Source organism: Micromonospora sp. NPDC002411 (assembly GCF_053592955.1).
In genome coordinates this window covers 25,302-40,969 of sequence record NZ_JBSFBM010000015.1, presented here as the reverse complement: position 1 = coordinate 40,969, position 15,668 = coordinate 25,302, and the positions used below count along the sequence as shown (strand labels likewise).

Sequence of the window (15,668 nt, the reverse complement as noted above, 5' to 3'; positions counted from 1 at the left end):
TCGCACGGCCGACCGGCGGGCCGCTGGGATGGCGTCGGCTCTGTAGGATCCGCTCGGCGGTTGAGCGGAGGAGTGGGATGCAGGCGGAGAGCCCAGGTCGACCGGTGGCGGCCTGCACCCCGACGTCGGCGTGTGGGCGCGGCTGCCGCTGCCGTGGGACGTGCTCGACGGCACGGCCGCCTGCACCCGTGCCGACGTGGAGGCAGCATGCGCCGACAGTGGCGTTGACCCGGTCACGTCGGGTTGGTCGGGGCCGAGGGCGCAAGCCGCCGTCGGGACGTTCCGGCCGACACCCGAGTTGGTGCACGGGGTCTCGATCGCGGACCCGGCGTGGGCGTCCATCCTGCGGGCCGCCGGTGCGTTCTCCGGGAGGAAGATCAAGGGTGGCCTGGAGTCGTCACTGGTCCCGGCGGATGTCGTGGTCAGCGACCTACCCGAACCGGGTGGACACTCCAGACCGTGATCGGGCAGCATGACCGGTGTCGTCGTAGCTCAGTGGTAGAGCGCCCGGCTCTTATCCGGGTGGACGCTGGTTCGAGCCCAGTCGTCGGAGCACGTGGAGATCCGTTGTAGCTCAGTGGTAGAGCACCCGGCTAGGGACCGGGAGGACGCCGGTTCGAGCCCGGTCAACGGATCTCCCGCCGCGACCACCCGGTGCTTAGCATTGACCCGTGATCGAGGACTTCGCGAGTCGGCTCCTGCGCGACATGGCTGGCCTCGACCCGTGCGCGGCGGTCGTCGAGGCTGGCGAGAAGGACATCGACGGGCTTACCGACTACGGCCCGGAGGGCCACCAGGCCCGCGCCGACCTCGCAGCCCGCGCCCTTCGCGAGCTCGATCTCCTGGGCGACGCACTGCCAGCCGAGACCCCGCTGCACGCTCACCTCGTCGAGCGGCTGCATAGCCGTGTCGCGTTTCACGACGCCGGGGAGGACCTGCGCGAACTGCACGCGGCGGCCACCGGTCCGCTCCAGCTCATTCGTCAGGCCGTCGAGGCCGCGGTCCCCGGCCGTGACGCCGAGGGCGCGGCCTTCGAGGAGGGCTGGGCTCGTGTCGGCGCACGCCTGGCCGCGATCCCCGCGGCCCTGGACGGGTACGCGCGCAGCCTCCTCCTCGCCGCCGAGCGCGGCAATGGGCCGGCGCGGCGTCAGGTGGAGCTCGTCACGCAGCGCTGCCGCACCTGGATCGACGACGATGTCGCCCTGGTGGATCGCTACGGCGAGGGGCCTCAGCGGGCGTCGTTGCAAGCTGCGGCGACGGGCGCGGGAAAGGCGTACCGGAAACTGGCCGAGATGCTGACCGCGGACCTGGCACCGCGGGCCGTCGAGGAGGAAGCGTTCGGCCAGCAGCGGTACGCACTCTGGGTGCGCACGTTTCTCGCGGCCCAGCCCGACCTGCGCGAGCTGTACGACTGGGGCTGGGACGAGTTCCGAGCGACAGAGGCAGCGCTGGTCGCGGAAGCGAAGGCCCTGGGTGGAAGCGTGCCAGAGGTGCTCACCTGGCTCGGCAGCCCCGACGCACCCGGAACGCTGCACAGCAGGGAGGCGTTCGGCGCGTGGCTGCAGGAGTTGCTTGAGGCCACCACCGAGCGACTGGACGGCGTGTACTTCGACATCCCCGCCCCGCTGCGGCGCATCGAGTCGCGGTTGACCACGTCGTCCGGCATCGCCTACACCGGGCCGTCGCGGGACCTGACCCGGCCGGGCCGGGTCTCGTGGTCCATCCCCGAGCAGGCAACCAGTTTCCCCACCTGGTACGCCTACAGCACCGCCTATCACGAGGGCGTTCCCGGCCACCACCTCCACCTCGGCTCTGAGGTTTGCCGGGGAGGCCTCGGGCAGCGGCTGAACCTGCTCGGCGGCCTCTCCGGCAGCCAGGAGGGCTGGGCACTGTACGCCGAGAGGCTGATGGACGAGCTCGGGTTCTACGAACAGCCGGGTGCTCGACTGGGGTATCTCTACATGCAGCTCCTGCGGGCGGCCCGGGTCGTGCTCGACATCGGCCTGCACCTGCGACTGCCGAATCCGTCGGCTGACGGAGCACTGTGGACGGCGGACGCCGCGCTGGAGCTGCTGCGGGACCGCTGTCACCAGGGGCCGTACGCGTCCGCCGAGCTCGCGCGTTACCTGGGCCGGCCAGGGCAGGCGCTGGCCTACAAGGTGGGTGAGCGCGTGTGGCTGGCAGGCCGCTCGTCCTTCCCCAGCGATCGGCGCGCATTCCATCGACAGGCGCTGGAGCTGGGTTCGCTGGGCTTGGATCAGTTGACTGCCGCCCTCCAGGGGTGAACGCGCAGAAACACCTGGGCGGGCGCCCCTGACCCGCCAGAGGGAGGCGGGATCACCCTGGCGAGGGAGGCTGTGCACCCGATGGCGGTGCGATCGTCGGGTCACGACCGATGGTCGCCGCAGGGCGAGGACGACGTCGGGCTGTGGCCGTGCAGGAGGCTGGGGTGACGATGACGAAGCATGCTGTCCGGGCGGAACGAGTGTTCGACGGCGAGCGGCTCGTGGATGGCGGGGTGCTGGTCCTGCTCGACGGCGGGCGCATCGCTGATGTGCGCCGGGGTCGGGCCGAGGCGCCGGAGGGTTGGCCGGTGCGCGAGGCCCCGGACGGCACGCTGCTGCCCGGGCTGGTCGACGCTCACGTACACCTGTGCGCCGACGCCGGACCCGACGCGCTCGGCCGGCTCGCGGACCGCGCCGAGACGGACCTCGACGCTGTCGTCGAGGCGTCACTGCGCGCGCACCTGACGGCCGGCATCACGACGGTACGGGACCTGGGCGACCGACGTGACGCGGTGCTCCGATGGCGGGACCGGGGCGTGCGTGACGACCTGCCGTCGGTTGTGGCGGCGGGTGCGCCGGTCACCAGCATCGGCGGGCACTGCTGGGCGCTGGGGGGCGAGGCGAGCGGTGTCGACGGTGTGCGGGAGGCCGTGCGGCTGCGGGCGGCGGCCGGCGCCGACCTGGTGAAGATCATGGCCAGCGGCGGGGTGTTCACCCCCGGTACGGACACCACCCGGCCGCAGTTCACCGACCAGGAGTTGGCCGCCGCCCTGAACCAGGCGCACGATGTGGGCCTGCCGGTGACCGCTCACGCGCACGCGCTCAGCGCTGTCGAGCAGGCGCTGCGCGTCGGGGTCGACGGCATCGAACACTGCACGTGTGTGACCACGACCGGGGCGCGCGTACCCGAGGAACTCGCGGACCGGCTGGCCGCGTCCGGAATCGCTGTCTGCGCCACGCTCGGCACCGATCCGGCCGTGGTCACGCCGCCGGAGGTGGTGGAGATGGCGGCACGGGCCGGGCTCAGCGAGGCCGCGCTGAGAGCCGACACTGCCACCCTGCACCGGGCCGGGGTCCGTCTGGTGGCCGGTTCGGACGCGGGCCTCGGCCCCGCGAAGCCGCACGGAATCCTGCCGGAAACGCTCATCGAGTACGTGGCCTGCGGCATTCCCGCCACCGCAGCCCTGACCGCGGCCACCTCGGTCGGCGCCGAAGTGTGTGGCCTGGGCGGACGCAAGGGCCGCGTCCGCCCAGGCTTCGAGGCCGACCTCCTGATCGTGGACGGCGACCCGACGAGCGACATCACTGTGCTGCGCCGCCCTCTCGCCGTCTACCGTGCCGGTGACCTGGTGAGCTGAGGTGGGCGTGGCCGGATCACCGACGGCGGCGGGCCATCCACTGCCAGATGTGGGTGCCGTTGAGGCTCGGGTCGTTGCGCGCCACGTAGATCCAGGACCAGTGACCGGGGAATTGGTACCCGTCCCACACCACGTTGTCGTACAGGCTCATCAGTGATCCCGGGATGAGGTCGTGGGCGTGGACCGTGTTGGTCTCGGGCGGCACTGTGTCGTCGTCGCGCGAGGTGACCAGCCAGGTCGGGGTGCGGATACCTGCCAGCTCCGCGTCGGTGATCAGCGGCGGGCCGTCCCCGCCGAGCGGCTCGACGACACCGCAGATCGGCACGGACGCGGCGAACAGGCCGGGGTAGGCGACAGTCATCTCCAGGGACATGTAACCGCCGTTGCTGCAACCGGCCACGTAGATCCGGTCGGGGTCGACACGCTTGCGGCGTACGAGGTCCTGGACGATCTCGCGGATCAGCGGGGCGAAGCGGGGGCCGTCCTCCATCCAGTACGAGGTGCTCTGCGGAGCGACGACGTACGCGCCGGAGAAGATCCGCTGAGCCTCCGGGGTGGCGAAGCCCAGCGCCCCGCGGTTGGCGCGCAGCGTGGTCTCGTTGTCGTAGTAGTCGTCGGGCAGTGACGCACCCTCGCCGCCACCGTGCAGCCAGAGGATCAGTGGCCGACGACCGTGGTGGGGGGAACGCTCGGGGGAGTACAACCGGTACTTCATGCCCGAGCCCGAAACGTGGTGGCTGAAGGCGTCCACCTCGGGGTTCGAGAGCCGCCCCTGCACGAAGCGCGTGATGGTGAGCGGCGAACCGCTGCGCCGGACGAGCGGGGTGTTCTGCGTGATGGTGTAGACGAGGTCCAGCTGGACGTTACGGCCCCTGCTCAGGATGTAGCCGAGGGTGCCACCACCGGGTTGACCTTCGGCGTGGCTCAACTCCAGCACGATGTTTCCGCGTCGGTCGAGCCGGGCCGCGGTCACCGTGCGGTCCAGGTCGTACTCGCTGAAGATCAGATCGCCGGGAGCGATCGGGATCGGGCTGGTGGCCTTGGCGTGCACGCTGAACGTGCCGGGGGTGAGCCCGGCGGGGTCGATCGGCCCGAGCCGGCCGGTGTCGAGGGTGACCGAGGTGACCTGCTCACCGCCGTCGAGCGTTCTCGCGTCCAGGGTGAAGCGCACGCTGGTGGAATGGTGACCACCGGCCTGGGCGGCGGAGCCGGGCAGCGCCAGGCCGATGGCGGCGCCGGCGCCACCGGCCAGGACGGTGCGGCGAGTGACAGACGCGGACATGCGGCCCCCGACCTTGCGATGTCGATGTTCATCGATGGCATTTCAACCTAGCGCCGCAAAGATCCGCTGGCAACCGGCACTGCCGGCCGCCGGCGCGGATCATGAAATGCCGTTGTGTTTGTGTCGCGTCCCCACGAGGGTGGTGGACGTGACGGATGTGCTGAGGGTCCAGGACCTCCGCCGGGTTTGCGGCAAGCTGCTGGATGTCGTGGAGGAGCAGTTCGGCGGGGAGATCGACCTTGAACGCATCGATGTGGATTTCTACTGGAGCATCGATCTGCGGTCGGCGTTCGACCTGTACGGCGCTCCGGAGGCGGGGATCGACCTCGGGCAGAGCAGTGACGACGTGGCGGAGTTGCATGCGCTCCTGCGCCGGCCGGCAGACGACGTGCTGGTGCTGTGGCACGACCTGCAGCACCTAGCCGGCGTTCTACGCCTGCTGGCCTACCTCGACCTGCCGAAGCCCGGAGGAGCTGAGACGTCCCCGCAGGCCGGGGCCAGCGGGGACGAACCGTTCGCAGCAACGTGAGATTACTGCTCGGCACCGACAAGGCTGGGCGAGTCGCCCTCTCCCGAGACCTTCGCACTCACCAGTGAGGTGAGCACCGACAGCACCGCAGCACCGGACGCGATGCCACCGGCCGCAGCCCAGTCCGCCTGCCAGGCGTTGAACACGACGTCGGCGCCCCAGTAGAGCAGCAGACCCTGCGCGGCACTCTTCACCGCGCGCTCGGCGGTGGCCTTCCAGAACTTGGTGGTGAACATCGTGGTACCTCCATGGGTAGGTTCCTCGGCTGGTCCATAAGCCAAGAATGCCTGCTCAGGAGGGGTAAGTGCTTGTCGCCTTTCCGGGCTCGCCCCACCGGTGGAGATCCGACGGACGTCACCGCAAGGCGGAGCGCCTACGGTTTGCGGGCGAGGAGACCGACGAAGGTGTGATAGGTGTCGGTCTGCGTCGGAGCGGGTGCATCCGGCTCCGGACGCCACTCGGCCAGCGGCACCAGCCCCGGCTCCAGCACTGTCAGCCCGTCGGCGAACGAGAGGATCTCCTCGTCCGTACGCCAGCGGCCGGTGCCCAACGACTCGTTGAAGACCCGCTCGACCTCGCGGGCCTTGCGGGAGCCCTCCGGGTCTCGCTCAGCCGGGTCACGGAAGTGCGAAATTGCCACGTAGCTGCCGGAGGGGAGCGCGTCGATCAATTCTGCTGCCACCGCTCGCGGGTCCTCGTCGTCGCCGAGGTGGTGCAGGATCGCGAAGAGCAGCAACCCGATCGGCCGGTCGAAGTCGAGGAACCGGCGTACGTCCGGATGGTGGAGGATCTCCTGCGGCGTCCGGATGTCCGCCTGGATCACCGTGGCGGTGCCCTCCGCGGCGAGCAGAGCCCGCCCGTGCGTCAGGACGATCGGATCGTTGTCCACGTACACCACCTGAGCCTTCGGGTTCTGCTCGGTGGCGACCTCGTGCACGTTGCCCTGGGTGGGCAGCCCCGATCCGATGTCGAGGAACTGGTCGATGCCCGCCTCGCTGACGAGGAAGCGGATCACTCGACGCAGAAAGGCCCGGTTGGCCTGGCCGGCTGCCGGCCCGTCAGGCGTGATCCGCAGCGCGTGTTCGGCGACCTTCCGGTCGACCTCGAAGTTGTCCTTGCCACCCAGGAAGAAGTCATAGACCCGTGCCACGCTGGGAATACGGGGGTCGATGCCGGGGGGGACCGCTTTGTCGCGGGTCACAGGCGTCTCCATTCGATTCGGACCAGCGCAGGCTGAGGTCTGTGGGGCAGCGGTGCCGGTGCTGCGGCGAGTGTAGCGATCGGACGGTCTGAATTTTCGCCCCGACTGGTACCGCTCCCAACAAACGTCTTCCCCGCAGCACACTCGTGCCGGACTGACCGTCACGCTCGGGGTGGGGTGAGTTTCGCGGCTATGGCATCGAGCACCCACTCCAAGCCGGTGGCGAAGGACGTCTCGGCATCCACGTCCGTGCCGTCGTGCACCGCCCTGGCCAGCGCCGGGAAGCGGCCCGTGGCGAGCATCCTCGTCACATGGGGGCCGGAGGCGCGTTGCCAGTCCTGCTTGGACAGACCCGTGGCGCGCTCGGCCCGAAGGTTCGCGACCTCGCGCCTGATCGCGCCGGTGAAGTAGGCGCTGACGGTCTCCACGGCCCGCATGACGGTGTCGATGTCGGCGAGCCCGTCGAGGGCGGCCAGCGTTGCCTCGGTCACGGCGAGGGCGTTCGGGCCCAGCGCCGGGCGTCCGCCGAGCAGGTCGGCCAGCCAATTGTGTCGAAGGGCGGTCTGCCGCGTGCGGTGCGCGAGGACGCGCAGCGCCTCCCGCCAGTCACCAGGTTGCTCCGCGGGGAGAATCTCGGAGTAGATCTCGTCCACCATCAGATCGAACAACTCGTCCTTGGTGGCGATGTATCCGTACAGCCGCATGGGCCCGGCGCCCAGTCGGGCGGCGACCTTGCGCACGGACACCGCATCGAGGCCGTCCTCGTCGGCCAGCGCGATGGCGGCGGCGACGATCCGCTCCCGATCGAGCGGCACGAGTCGGTTCGGCGGCTCCGGCCGGTCCCACACAGTCATGATCACACCCGTTCTGTTGCCAGGCATCGTATGGCCCGATACGGTGTATCGACATGAGACAGCGTATCGCCGTCGTTGGCGGCGGCCCTGGCGGCCTTGCCTTCGCCCGAGTCCTGCACCGCCACGGTCACCCCGTCGCCGTCTTCGAACGTGATCCCGCCCCCGACGCCCGTCCTCCCGGCGGCACGCTTGACCTGCACGAAGGGCTGGGCCAACTCGCGTTGGACAAGGCGGGGCTGCTGGCGGATTTCCAGGCACTGTCTCGCCCCGAGGGGCAGGCCATGCGCATCCTGGACACCGACGGCACGGTCCTACGCGACTGGCGACCGCGTCTGGACGACCGGGCCAATCCCGAGATCGACCGCAGGCAACTCCGCGATCTGCTGCTCGGCCCACTGGACGTCCAGTGGGGTCGGGGCGTCACCCAGGTGGTGCCAGGGGCCCGGGACGGCGTGCTGGTGCAATTCGCCGACGGACGACAGGAGGCGTTCGACCTCGTTGTCGGCGCTGACGGCGCCTGGTCGCGGGTCCGCCCGGCGGTCTCGTCGGTGACGCCGCACTACACCGGCGTCACCTTTGTCGAGACCTTCCTCGACGACGTCGACACCCGCCACCCCGACCTCGCCCGGCTGATCGGCGACGGATCCCTGGGTGTGTACGGGGTGAACCGGGCCCTCGTCGCCCAGCGCAACAGCGGCGGCCACGTCAAGGTGTACGCCCAGTTCCGCGTGCCGCTGGACTGGCACACGAACCTGGACCTGGCGGACGTCGAGGCCGTGCGGTCGAGTCTGCTGGCTCTGTTCGACGGCTGGGCCGCTCGCGTACTCGACCTTCTCCGCCACGGGACGGCGTTCGTCAACCGCCCCCTCTACGTCCTTCCCGTGTCCCACACCTGGACCCACACCCCCGGGGTGACGCTGTTGGGCGACGCCGCCCACCTGATGCCCCCGCTGGGGGCCGGCGCGAACCTCGCGATGCTGGAGGGCGCCGAACTCGCCGAGTCCATCGCCGCCGGCGCCGAGGACCTGGACGAGGTCGTCCGCGCCTTCGAGGAGCAGATGTGGGTGCGGGCCGGCCGATGGGCGACGATCACGGCGGCCGGCCTGGAACGCCTCGTGAGCCCGGACCCGGCCGAAGCCCTCGCCCTCTTCGACCAGGTCCAACCGTCCTGACCGCCGCCCGTGCGGACCGGCAGCGCAGGTGGCGGTGCGGGATCAGCAACGGTGCCTCTCCTGGACGCCGCAGGTCACAATGCCGGCATGGGTAGATGGCAGCGCCCGTACTCCCTGGACGCCGCGACCGGCTTCGCGATGATGGGCCTGGTCGGGGTGGTTGGTTTCGCCACGTTCCTGTCGATCATGTACGTACGCGAGCGACCGTTCCCCCTGCCCGTCGCGATCCTGTGCGGGGTGTGGATGGCTGTCTGCATCGCCGTCGCCGTACGGCAGGCGATGCTCGGGGTCTACGTCAGCGCGTTCGGTATCCGGTCCAGGACCCTTCTGCGCACGACCACGGTGCCCTGGCAGTCGGTGGCGTCCATACACCGCGGCATCGCCACCATCGCTGGCCTGGACATGGGTCGCTCGGCGATCATCATCGAGCGAACCGACGGCGTGCCGGTCCAGACCGCGCTCCAGCGCGGTGACCTGCGGCGGCCGTTCACGTTCCGACTCGAGTTGGGGCGGTTGGCCACCTGGCCGGAGCACTACGACGAGATCCTGGCGACGCTGCGGGCTCACCACAGTGACGCGCAGCCCCGGCTTGGCGCACCAGTCGGCAGGTCGGCGCTGCCTCTCGCAGACGGTGCCGGACCGACGAGCCCGTCCGCCCGAGGGCGCCAACAGCGCACCGCCAGCGGTGTTCCCGGTGCTGATCAGCGGCGGGACATCCACGCGCTGGCTCGGCAACATCAGCGTGGCGCGCTCACCGACGCCGAGTACGCCGCGGCGCTGGCGAAGATCCAGCGCGCAGGCGGTGCGCAGTAGAGGCCTTCGTCAGTCGACGTCGGAGCTACACGTCGGCGAGCTGCGCGGGATCGAGCCGGGCGAGGCGGGCCGCGTCCTGGCCCGGTGGCAGCCCGAACAGTCGACGGTACTCACGGCTGAACTGCGACGCGCTCTCGTAGCCGACCGCGAATCCGACGGCCGCCACGTCGCCGGGCTCGGCGAGCAGCCGCGCCCGTGCCTCCTGTAGCCGGATCAGCTTCTGGAACTGGATGGGAGTCATCGTGGTGATCGCCCGAAAGTGGCGGTGCAGGGACGTCACGCTCATGCCGGCGACCCGTGCCACGTCCTCGACTCGGAACAGGTCGGCGTGATGGTCGCGGATCCAACGAATCGCCCGCTCGACCTGCACGACGTTGCCGCTGCCCTGCCCGATCTGCCGGACCGTGCCACCCTGCTCGCTGGTCAGCAACCGCCAGACCACCTCGCGCTCCAGGCCCGCCCACAGCACGCGCTGGTCGTGCGGGCGGTCGAGCAGTCGTAGCAGCCGCACCACCGCGTCGAGCAGGTTGTCGTCGGCGGTACTGACGGCGATGCCCGCCGCCGGCTCCCCTCGTACGGCGGGCGGTGCGTCCAACAGCAGCTCCGCGATCAGCGGCGGCCGCAGTGTCAGGCCCAGCACCAGGTACGGCTCGTCGGGAGTGGCCCGACTGACGTGGGTGATCACCGGTAGTTCCAGGGACGCGACGACGAACTGCCCGGGCCCGTACGCGAACACGCTCGTGCCCAGGACCGCGCGCTTCGCGCCCTGTGCGACCAGTGCGAAGGTCGGCGCGGTCTGGGCCGGCACCGGCTCGGTGGGGGAGTCGCTGCGGTGCAGGACGAGGCCGCTCGGCGTCGGCCGCCCGGCGTGGCGCCGCACCAGGTCGCGGATCTCGGGCAGCGCGCTCATGGTCCTATCCTGCCGAAATTGGCAGGATCAGGCAACGCGGTGGCAGCATCGATCTACCCGCATGGGCGTCTGCGGGTGTGCACTGGGCGCATGTCACTCAACGATTTCGTCACGCTGGGCCGCTCCGGCCTGCGCATCAGCCCGTACACCCTCGGTGCCATGACCTTCGGGGAGGATCATGGGTGGGGAGCCTCGGTCGCCGAGTCGGAGGCGATGATCACCGAATACCTGGAACGTGGCGGCAACTCCATCGACACCGCCAACATCTACACCAACGGCCACTCCGAGAAGATCATCGGCGATTACCTGGCTGCTCGGCCGGGGTTGCGCGACCGGATCGTCCTCGGCTCCAAGTTCTTCGGCAACCTGTTCCTCGGCGATCCCAACGGCGGCGGCGCCGGGCGCAAGGCCGTGATGGCCCAGGTGGAGGAGTCGCTGCGCCGGCTGCGCACCGACTACCTGGACATCTACTGGCTGCACAACTGGGACCGGGGTGTACCGGTCGAGGAGACGCTGCGTGCCCTCGACGACCTCGTGACGGCCGGCAAGATCCGATACGTGGGCCTGTCGGATCTGCCCGCGTGGAAGGCCGCCGAGGCGCAGATCGTCGCCCACTTCCGCGGGTGGACGCCGGCGATCGGGTTGCAGCTCGAGTATTCGCTGCTCGAACGGACCGTCGAAGGGGACCTCGTCCCGATGGCGGCCGAGCACGGCCTCGGAGTGCTGCCCTGGAGCCCGCTCAAGAGCGGCTGGCTCTCCGGCAAGTTCGTCCGGGGGAACGACGCCGTCGACACGAAGCGTGGCGCACTGGTGGGCGGTCCGGCGGAGCGTGACTGGCAGGTCATCGACGTGCTGCACCAGGTCGCTGATGACGCCGGAGTGACACCGGCGGCAGCAGCGCTGGCCTGGGTCGGGGCCCGACCGGGCGTGACCTCGGTGCTGATCGGTGCGCGGCGCCTCGACCAGCTGAAGGCGAACCTGGACGCCGTGGACGTGCGGTTGTCGCCGCAGCAGACGGGGCGACTCGACGAGGTGTCGACGCCCGTGCTGAACTTCCCCGCCGACAACAATCGGCTCCTCGCGCCGGGGCTCGCCTTCGCGGGGGCGACAGTGGACGGCCGGCCGAGCAGCGCGATGCCCTGGCTCACCCCCGGCGGCGTCAGGTACTGACACGAACCGACCAATTCGTCGGTGACATGAGGGGTGGATCGGTTTACTCCGACGGGCGAATGGCCTTGCGGATCGTCGGCGCGAGAGGCAGAGCTGGCTGCTCGGGGGTCGACGCCGCCCGGCGGTGACGAACGCGTACCAGGTGATGCAGCGCCACCAGGGGAACAACGCCGGCCGGGTACCAGACCAGGTCGACAGGGTCGAATTGCGCACCCAGCGCCAGCCTCGCGGCCAGGCTCCGCGCCGACAGTTCGGCGGGCACCCCGGTCAGCTGCGCGATCTCGACCGCCCAGCAGAAGACGGTGGCGGCGATACCGGCCGACATCGGTGCCATCTGCGGCCTGACGAACAGCGCCGCGGACCAAACCATCGACGCATACAGCGCGGTGCCGGAGTATTGCCGCAGAGCCCCGTCGTCGACGGCACGGATCAGCAGTGCGAGACCCAGGAACACCAGCGCGGCCAGCGGCGTGAGCAGCCGTACTCTGCGGGCCGTGATCGGCATTCCGGCAATGCTAGTCACTGCGCCAACTGGAGCGACTCCGCCTGGCGTCGTTCTTCGAGTGCGGCGGGCGTCGGCCGAACGAGTCGTTCGCCGAGGGCCAGCAGCAGAGCGACGACGCCGAGCAGGGCGCCGATCAGGACCGCGGCTCGCACACCGTGGCTCGGTAGGACGAGTCCGCCAACGAACGCCCCGGCGGTGATGCCGACGTTGACCGCGGCGGAGACCGTGGCGGCGGCGAGGTCGGAGCGCCCGGGTGCCACCTGCAGCACGAGTCCGCCGAGCGCCGCGGTGAAGGCGGTGAACGCCAGTCCGGCCAGCGCGATCAGACCGACGGACACCGACGGTCGCTGACCGAACGCGTACAACCCGAGCAGTGCCGCCGACTGGATCGCGACGGTGATGAGCAACGCGTTCCACGGGCTGCGGTCCAGCAGCGGGCCGATGGCCAGGATGCCGAGCACGCTGGCGATGCCCCGCGCGAACAGGATGGCCCCGACGGACGCGGCGGAGAATCCGCTGACCTCGGTGACGAACAGGGCGACATAGGTGTACGCGGCGATGGCGCCGGCGGTCGCCAGGACAGCCACCGCCACCAGTAGCCAGAAGCGTCGGGCGTCGGGCGCCGCACCTCGGGCGGCGTGCCCCTCTTCCGGCCGTGTCGAGGGCAGCAGCGCGGCCACCACGACGAGCACGACCGCACCGAGCCCGGCCACCGCCAGGAAGGAGGCCCGCCACCCGGCGCGCTCACCCAGCCAGGTGCCCGCGGGCACCCCCAGGGCCAACGCGACGGTGCCGCCGGCGAATACGACAGCGACGACCCGCCCACGTAGCGCGGGCCGGAACAGCTCGGCCGCGGCCGGCACCACCACGGCCCAGAACAGCGCATGGGTCGCCGCGGTGACCATCCTGGCCGCCAGGAGCAGCGTGAAGGTGCTCGTCAGCACCGTGACCGCCGTGCTGAGGACGAAGCCGGCCAGGAGCGCCGACAGCAGCCACCGGCGAGGAACCCGGCGGACCAGGGCCGTCAACGGGACCGAGGCGACCATCACCACCGCGCCGTACGCGGTGACGAGCATGCCCACCTGCGATGGCGAGACGGCCAGGTCCACCGCCATCGGGAGCAGTAACCCGATCGGCAGCGCCTCGGCGGTGGTGTAGAGGAACGTCCCGCCGGACAAGCCGATCAGCGCCCCCACTGCCCGACCACGACCCATCAGGCCCTCCCGACGTTACCGGCTAAACCGTCTACGATGGAAACAGGCTAGTGGCGTCCTTCGATGGTGGTCAACTGGTAAAGTGGGTTTCGATGGAAACACTTGCGGGCGTCACGCGGATGCGCCTGGTGGGCGGCAACCTCGCCCTGGACTTCCTCAACACCCGTGCCGGTCCGCCCGTCGGTCCCCCCGACGACGACGTGCTGACCGGCTACCCGGAGCTGGTCGCCTGGGGCGTGTACGCGGGCGCGCTCAGCGAGCCGGAGGCGAAGGCGTTGCGCCGGCGGTCCCGCGACGATCCGGGTGGCGCTCAGGCCGCCTTCACCCGATCGCTGCGCATCCGCGACGACCTCGACGAGGTGTTCCGGGCCGTGGCTGCCGACCGCGGCCCGAGCGCGTCAGTGCTGGCCCGGCTGCGAGACGACGAGGCGGACGCGCTCGGTCACGCACGGCTCGATCGTGGGCGCGCGTTCAGTTGGACCTGGCGGGACGACAAGACGCTCGCTCGGCCGCTACGGCCGGTGGTGCACGCGGCGGTCCAGTTTCTCACCACCGGCGCACTCGACCGGATCAAGGGATGCGGAGGCTGCCGCTTCCTCTTCCTCGACGAGAGCAAGAACCGCAGTCGCCGCTGGTGCAGCATGGACGACTGCGGAACGTCCGAGAAGATTCGCCGCTACGTCGCCGCCCGGCGCACCCGCGCGTCGGGCTGAGCTGACCCGGTGTCGTCAGGGCGGATGCCCGTTCGACGGAGATCCCGCTGGCGGATCATCGCGAGGGCGTCGCCCATTGTCGGGACCCGAACCGTGCCCGCCCGTGCAAGCCTTGCTTTCACGAACTTCGATGCCTCGGGCTCGGCTCGGTGTGGAGCCGCTGTGCGCTGTGGCAGTGACGTTAGGAGGCTCCATGCGCGGACGCAGATGGAAGACCCTGCTGGTGGCGATGGCGCTCGCACTGGGCGGACTGGTCGGAGCCGCCGCCACTCCGGCTGCGGCGGACCCGCCGGGTGGCACGTTGCGGGGCGTCTACTACGACGGCCAGTTCTGCAACAGCTACGGCAGCGAGGGTGCCCGGACCGGCCTGTGGAGCTGGTACTACTGCGAATACCGCCAGTCCGGCCCCACCGGCCCCGGCTTCTACTTCCTCTGGACCTTCACCTACTAGGCAACGCTCCACGCCGGCGCGACGGGCTGCCGGTGGTGTGGAAGCGGACGTACCCCGTCATGGCCGCCTCTGGCGGGCCGCACGCGCCGCCGCCCCGGCGCGTGCCGGCGGCAGCGGCTGACGCTGTGGCGGGCGACGCCTGGCTCAGGCTGGAGCTGCCGGATGGACGCCGCCATGCTTGCCGTTCAGTCGGGCGTCGAGGAATCGAGTCTTGTCGGGCCCCGTTTCGAGGCCGTTGAGCGATTCGTCTTGACGACGGTAACCGTAAGTCGTAGCTTACGTTCGTGGTGACTTACGGAGCGCATCCGGGGTGGGAGGCGCTGGGCGATCCCCGCAGACTCGCCATCGTCCAGCGCCTGGCGGAGCGACCCCTCGCCGTGGGGGAGTTGGCAGACGAGCTGCCGATCAGTCGGCCAGCCGTGTCACAGCACCTCAAGGTGCTCAAGAGCGCCGGCCTGGTCGTCGACCAGGCAAGGGGAACCCGGCGCGTCTACCGGCTCAGTCCGGTGGGATTGGCCGCGCTGCGGGACCAGCTCGACACGTTCTGGCGTCGGGCTCTGGACGGATATCAGGACTTCGTTGAAGAGACCGAGGAGAGCTCATGACGCAATCCGCTACGGCAGTGGTCCGCCGACACGTCGTCGTCAAGGCACCAATCGAGCGGGCCTTCACGGTGTTCACCGAGCGGTTCGGTGACTTCAAACCGCGCGAACACACACTGCTCGCCGTCCCGATCGTCGAGACCGTCTTCGAGCCGCGGGTCGGCGGGTTCATCTGCGACCGAGGCGCCGACGGCAGTGAGTGCCGATGGGCCCGCATCCTCGCGTACGAGCCGCCGACCCGGGTCGTCTTCAGTTGGGACATCGGGCCCACCTGGCAGATCGAAACCAATCTGGACCTCACCAGCGAGGTCGAGGTCACCTTCGTCGCCGAGACGCCGGACCAGACCAGGGTCGAGCTGGAGCACCGGCACATCGACCGGCACGGCCCCGGCTGGGAGTCGGTTCGGGACGGGGTCGACACCGATTCCGGATGGCCTCTCTACCTCGACCGGTATCAATCACTTGTCCTTGGGGCGGCCGACGACGCGTGATCGCTGCTGCGACTCGTTCCCCAGCCGGCGGCAGCGCACACGGTCAGCGGTCTGGACAGCCTCGCGTACTGTCCCCGCCGTGCCAGAACGACCAGGTTCCACGCGCTTTCACTCACCG

General features: G+C 70.2%; 18 protein-coding genes and 1 tRNA gene. 12 read left to right on the top strand and 7 right to left on the bottom strand.

Annotation, left to right across the window (positions count from 1 at the left end; translation table 11 throughout):
- Positions 1-130 precede the first annotated feature (130 nt).
- From ACWCO3_RS03905 to ACWCO3_RS03890, 4 genes are all read left to right on the top strand, one after another.
- Complete coding sequence (locus ACWCO3_RS03905; RefSeq protein ID WP_450008350.1) at positions 131-463, top strand: hypothetical protein; 333 nt, start codon at positions 131-133, stop codon at positions 461-463.
- Between the two features lie 100 nt (positions 464-563).
- Positions 564-635, top strand: a tRNA-Pro gene (locus tag ACWCO3_RS03900).
- A gap of 36 nt (positions 636-671) precedes the next feature.
- On the top strand, positions 672-2,285 hold the full coding sequence (locus ACWCO3_RS03895) for a DUF885 domain-containing protein (protein WP_145784728.1): 1,614 nt from the start codon (positions 672-674) through the stop codon (positions 2,283-2,285).
- Positions 2,286-2,455: 170 nt separating this feature from the next.
- Entirely contained in the window at positions 2,456-3,643 is a 1,188-nt protein-coding gene (locus tag ACWCO3_RS03890; RefSeq protein ID WP_145784727.1) for an amidohydrolase family protein, read from the top strand.
- Between the two features lie 16 nt (positions 3,644-3,659).
- On the opposite strand, the gene ACWCO3_RS03885 is transcribed toward ACWCO3_RS03890, so the two are convergent.
- Positions 3,660-4,925, bottom strand: coding sequence for a prolyl oligopeptidase family serine peptidase (locus ACWCO3_RS03885; RefSeq protein ID WP_145784726.1), 1,266 nt, complete (start codon positions 4,923-4,925; stop codon positions 3,660-3,662).
- A 139-nt stretch (positions 4,926-5,064) separates the two neighbouring features.
- On the opposite strand from ACWCO3_RS03885, the gene ACWCO3_RS03880 reads away from it, so the two are divergent.
- Positions 5,065-5,454, top strand: a complete 390-nt coding sequence (locus ACWCO3_RS03880) for a hypothetical protein (RefSeq protein ID WP_450008347.1) — start codon at positions 5,065-5,067, stop codon at positions 5,452-5,454.
- Positions 5,455-5,456: 2 nt separating this feature from the next.
- On the opposite strand, the gene ACWCO3_RS03875 is transcribed toward ACWCO3_RS03880, so the two are convergent.
- The 3 genes from ACWCO3_RS03875 to ACWCO3_RS03865 form a co-directional block, all read right to left on the bottom strand.
- Complete coding sequence (locus ACWCO3_RS03875; protein WP_088990712.1) at positions 5,457-5,690, bottom strand: holin; 234 nt, start codon at positions 5,688-5,690, stop codon at positions 5,457-5,459.
- 137 nt (positions 5,691-5,827) lie between these two features.
- Positions 5,828-6,667 carry an SAM-dependent methyltransferase gene (locus ACWCO3_RS03870; protein ID WP_280116497.1) on the bottom strand — a complete coding sequence of 280 codons (840 nt, stop codon included), beginning with the start codon at positions 6,665-6,667 and terminating at the stop codon, positions 5,828-5,830.
- A 149-nt stretch (positions 6,668-6,816) separates the two neighbouring features.
- Positions 6,817-7,509: a TetR/AcrR family transcriptional regulator gene (locus tag ACWCO3_RS03865; protein WP_357934325.1), complete on the bottom strand. Its 693-nt coding sequence runs from the start codon at positions 7,507-7,509 to the stop codon at positions 6,817-6,819.
- A gap of 53 nt (positions 7,510-7,562) precedes the next feature.
- Here ACWCO3_RS03865 and ACWCO3_RS03860 point away from each other — a divergent pair, with 53 nt between their 5' ends.
- A complete protein-coding gene (locus ACWCO3_RS03860) occupies positions 7,563-8,681 on the top strand; it encodes an FAD-dependent oxidoreductase (protein ID WP_450008344.1) in 1,119 nt (372 codons plus the stop codon).
- A gap of 87 nt (positions 8,682-8,768) precedes the next feature.
- On the top strand, positions 8,769-9,494 hold the full coding sequence (locus tag ACWCO3_RS03855) for a PH domain-containing protein (RefSeq protein ID WP_450008342.1): 726 nt from the start codon (positions 8,769-8,771) through the stop codon (positions 9,492-9,494).
- A gap of 25 nt (positions 9,495-9,519) precedes the next feature.
- Here ACWCO3_RS03855 and ACWCO3_RS03850 read toward each other — a convergent pair whose 3' ends face one another.
- On the bottom strand, positions 9,520-10,404 hold the full coding sequence (locus ACWCO3_RS03850) for an AraC family transcriptional regulator (RefSeq protein WP_450008340.1): 885 nt from the start codon (positions 10,402-10,404) through the stop codon (positions 9,520-9,522).
- A 90-nt stretch (positions 10,405-10,494) separates the two neighbouring features.
- Between ACWCO3_RS03850 and ACWCO3_RS03845 the strand changes: the two genes are divergently transcribed.
- Complete coding sequence (locus tag ACWCO3_RS03845; RefSeq protein ID WP_450008338.1) at positions 10,495-11,574, top strand: aldo/keto reductase; 1,080 nt, start codon at positions 10,495-10,497, stop codon at positions 11,572-11,574.
- A 43-nt stretch (positions 11,575-11,617) separates the two neighbouring features.
- Here the strand turns inward: ACWCO3_RS03845 and ACWCO3_RS03840 are convergent, their stop codons facing one another.
- Positions 11,618-12,079 (bottom strand): ribosomal maturation YjgA family protein, encoded by a 462-nt coding sequence (locus tag ACWCO3_RS03840; protein ID WP_357934335.1) that lies wholly within the window; start codon positions 12,077-12,079, stop codon positions 11,618-11,620.
- Between the two features lie 14 nt (positions 12,080-12,093).
- On the bottom strand, positions 12,094-13,293 hold the full coding sequence (locus ACWCO3_RS03835; protein WP_145784718.1) for an MFS transporter: 1,200 nt from the start codon (positions 13,291-13,293) through the stop codon (positions 12,094-12,096).
- 92 nt (positions 13,294-13,385) lie between these two features.
- On the opposite strand from ACWCO3_RS03835, the gene ACWCO3_RS03830 reads away from it, so the two are divergent.
- From ACWCO3_RS03830 to ACWCO3_RS03815, 4 genes are all read left to right on the top strand, one after another.
- Positions 13,386-14,006 (top strand): CGNR zinc finger domain-containing protein, encoded by a 621-nt coding sequence (locus tag ACWCO3_RS03830; protein WP_450008336.1) that lies wholly within the window; start codon positions 13,386-13,388, stop codon positions 14,004-14,006.
- A 193-nt stretch (positions 14,007-14,199) separates the two neighbouring features.
- Positions 14,200-14,457 (top strand): hypothetical protein, encoded by a 258-nt coding sequence (locus ACWCO3_RS03825; protein ID WP_145784716.1) that lies wholly within the window; start codon positions 14,200-14,202, stop codon positions 14,455-14,457.
- A 284-nt stretch (positions 14,458-14,741) separates the two neighbouring features.
- On the top strand, positions 14,742-15,062 hold the full coding sequence (locus tag ACWCO3_RS03820; protein WP_450008333.1) for an ArsR/SmtB family transcription factor: 321 nt from the start codon (positions 14,742-14,744) through the stop codon (positions 15,060-15,062).
- Entirely contained in the window at positions 15,059-15,550 is a 492-nt protein-coding gene (locus ACWCO3_RS03815) for an SRPBCC family protein (protein WP_357843259.1), read from the top strand. The genes ACWCO3_RS03820 and ACWCO3_RS03815 overlap by 4 nt, the downstream gene beginning before the upstream one ends.
- Positions 15,551-15,668 lie beyond the last annotated feature (118 nt).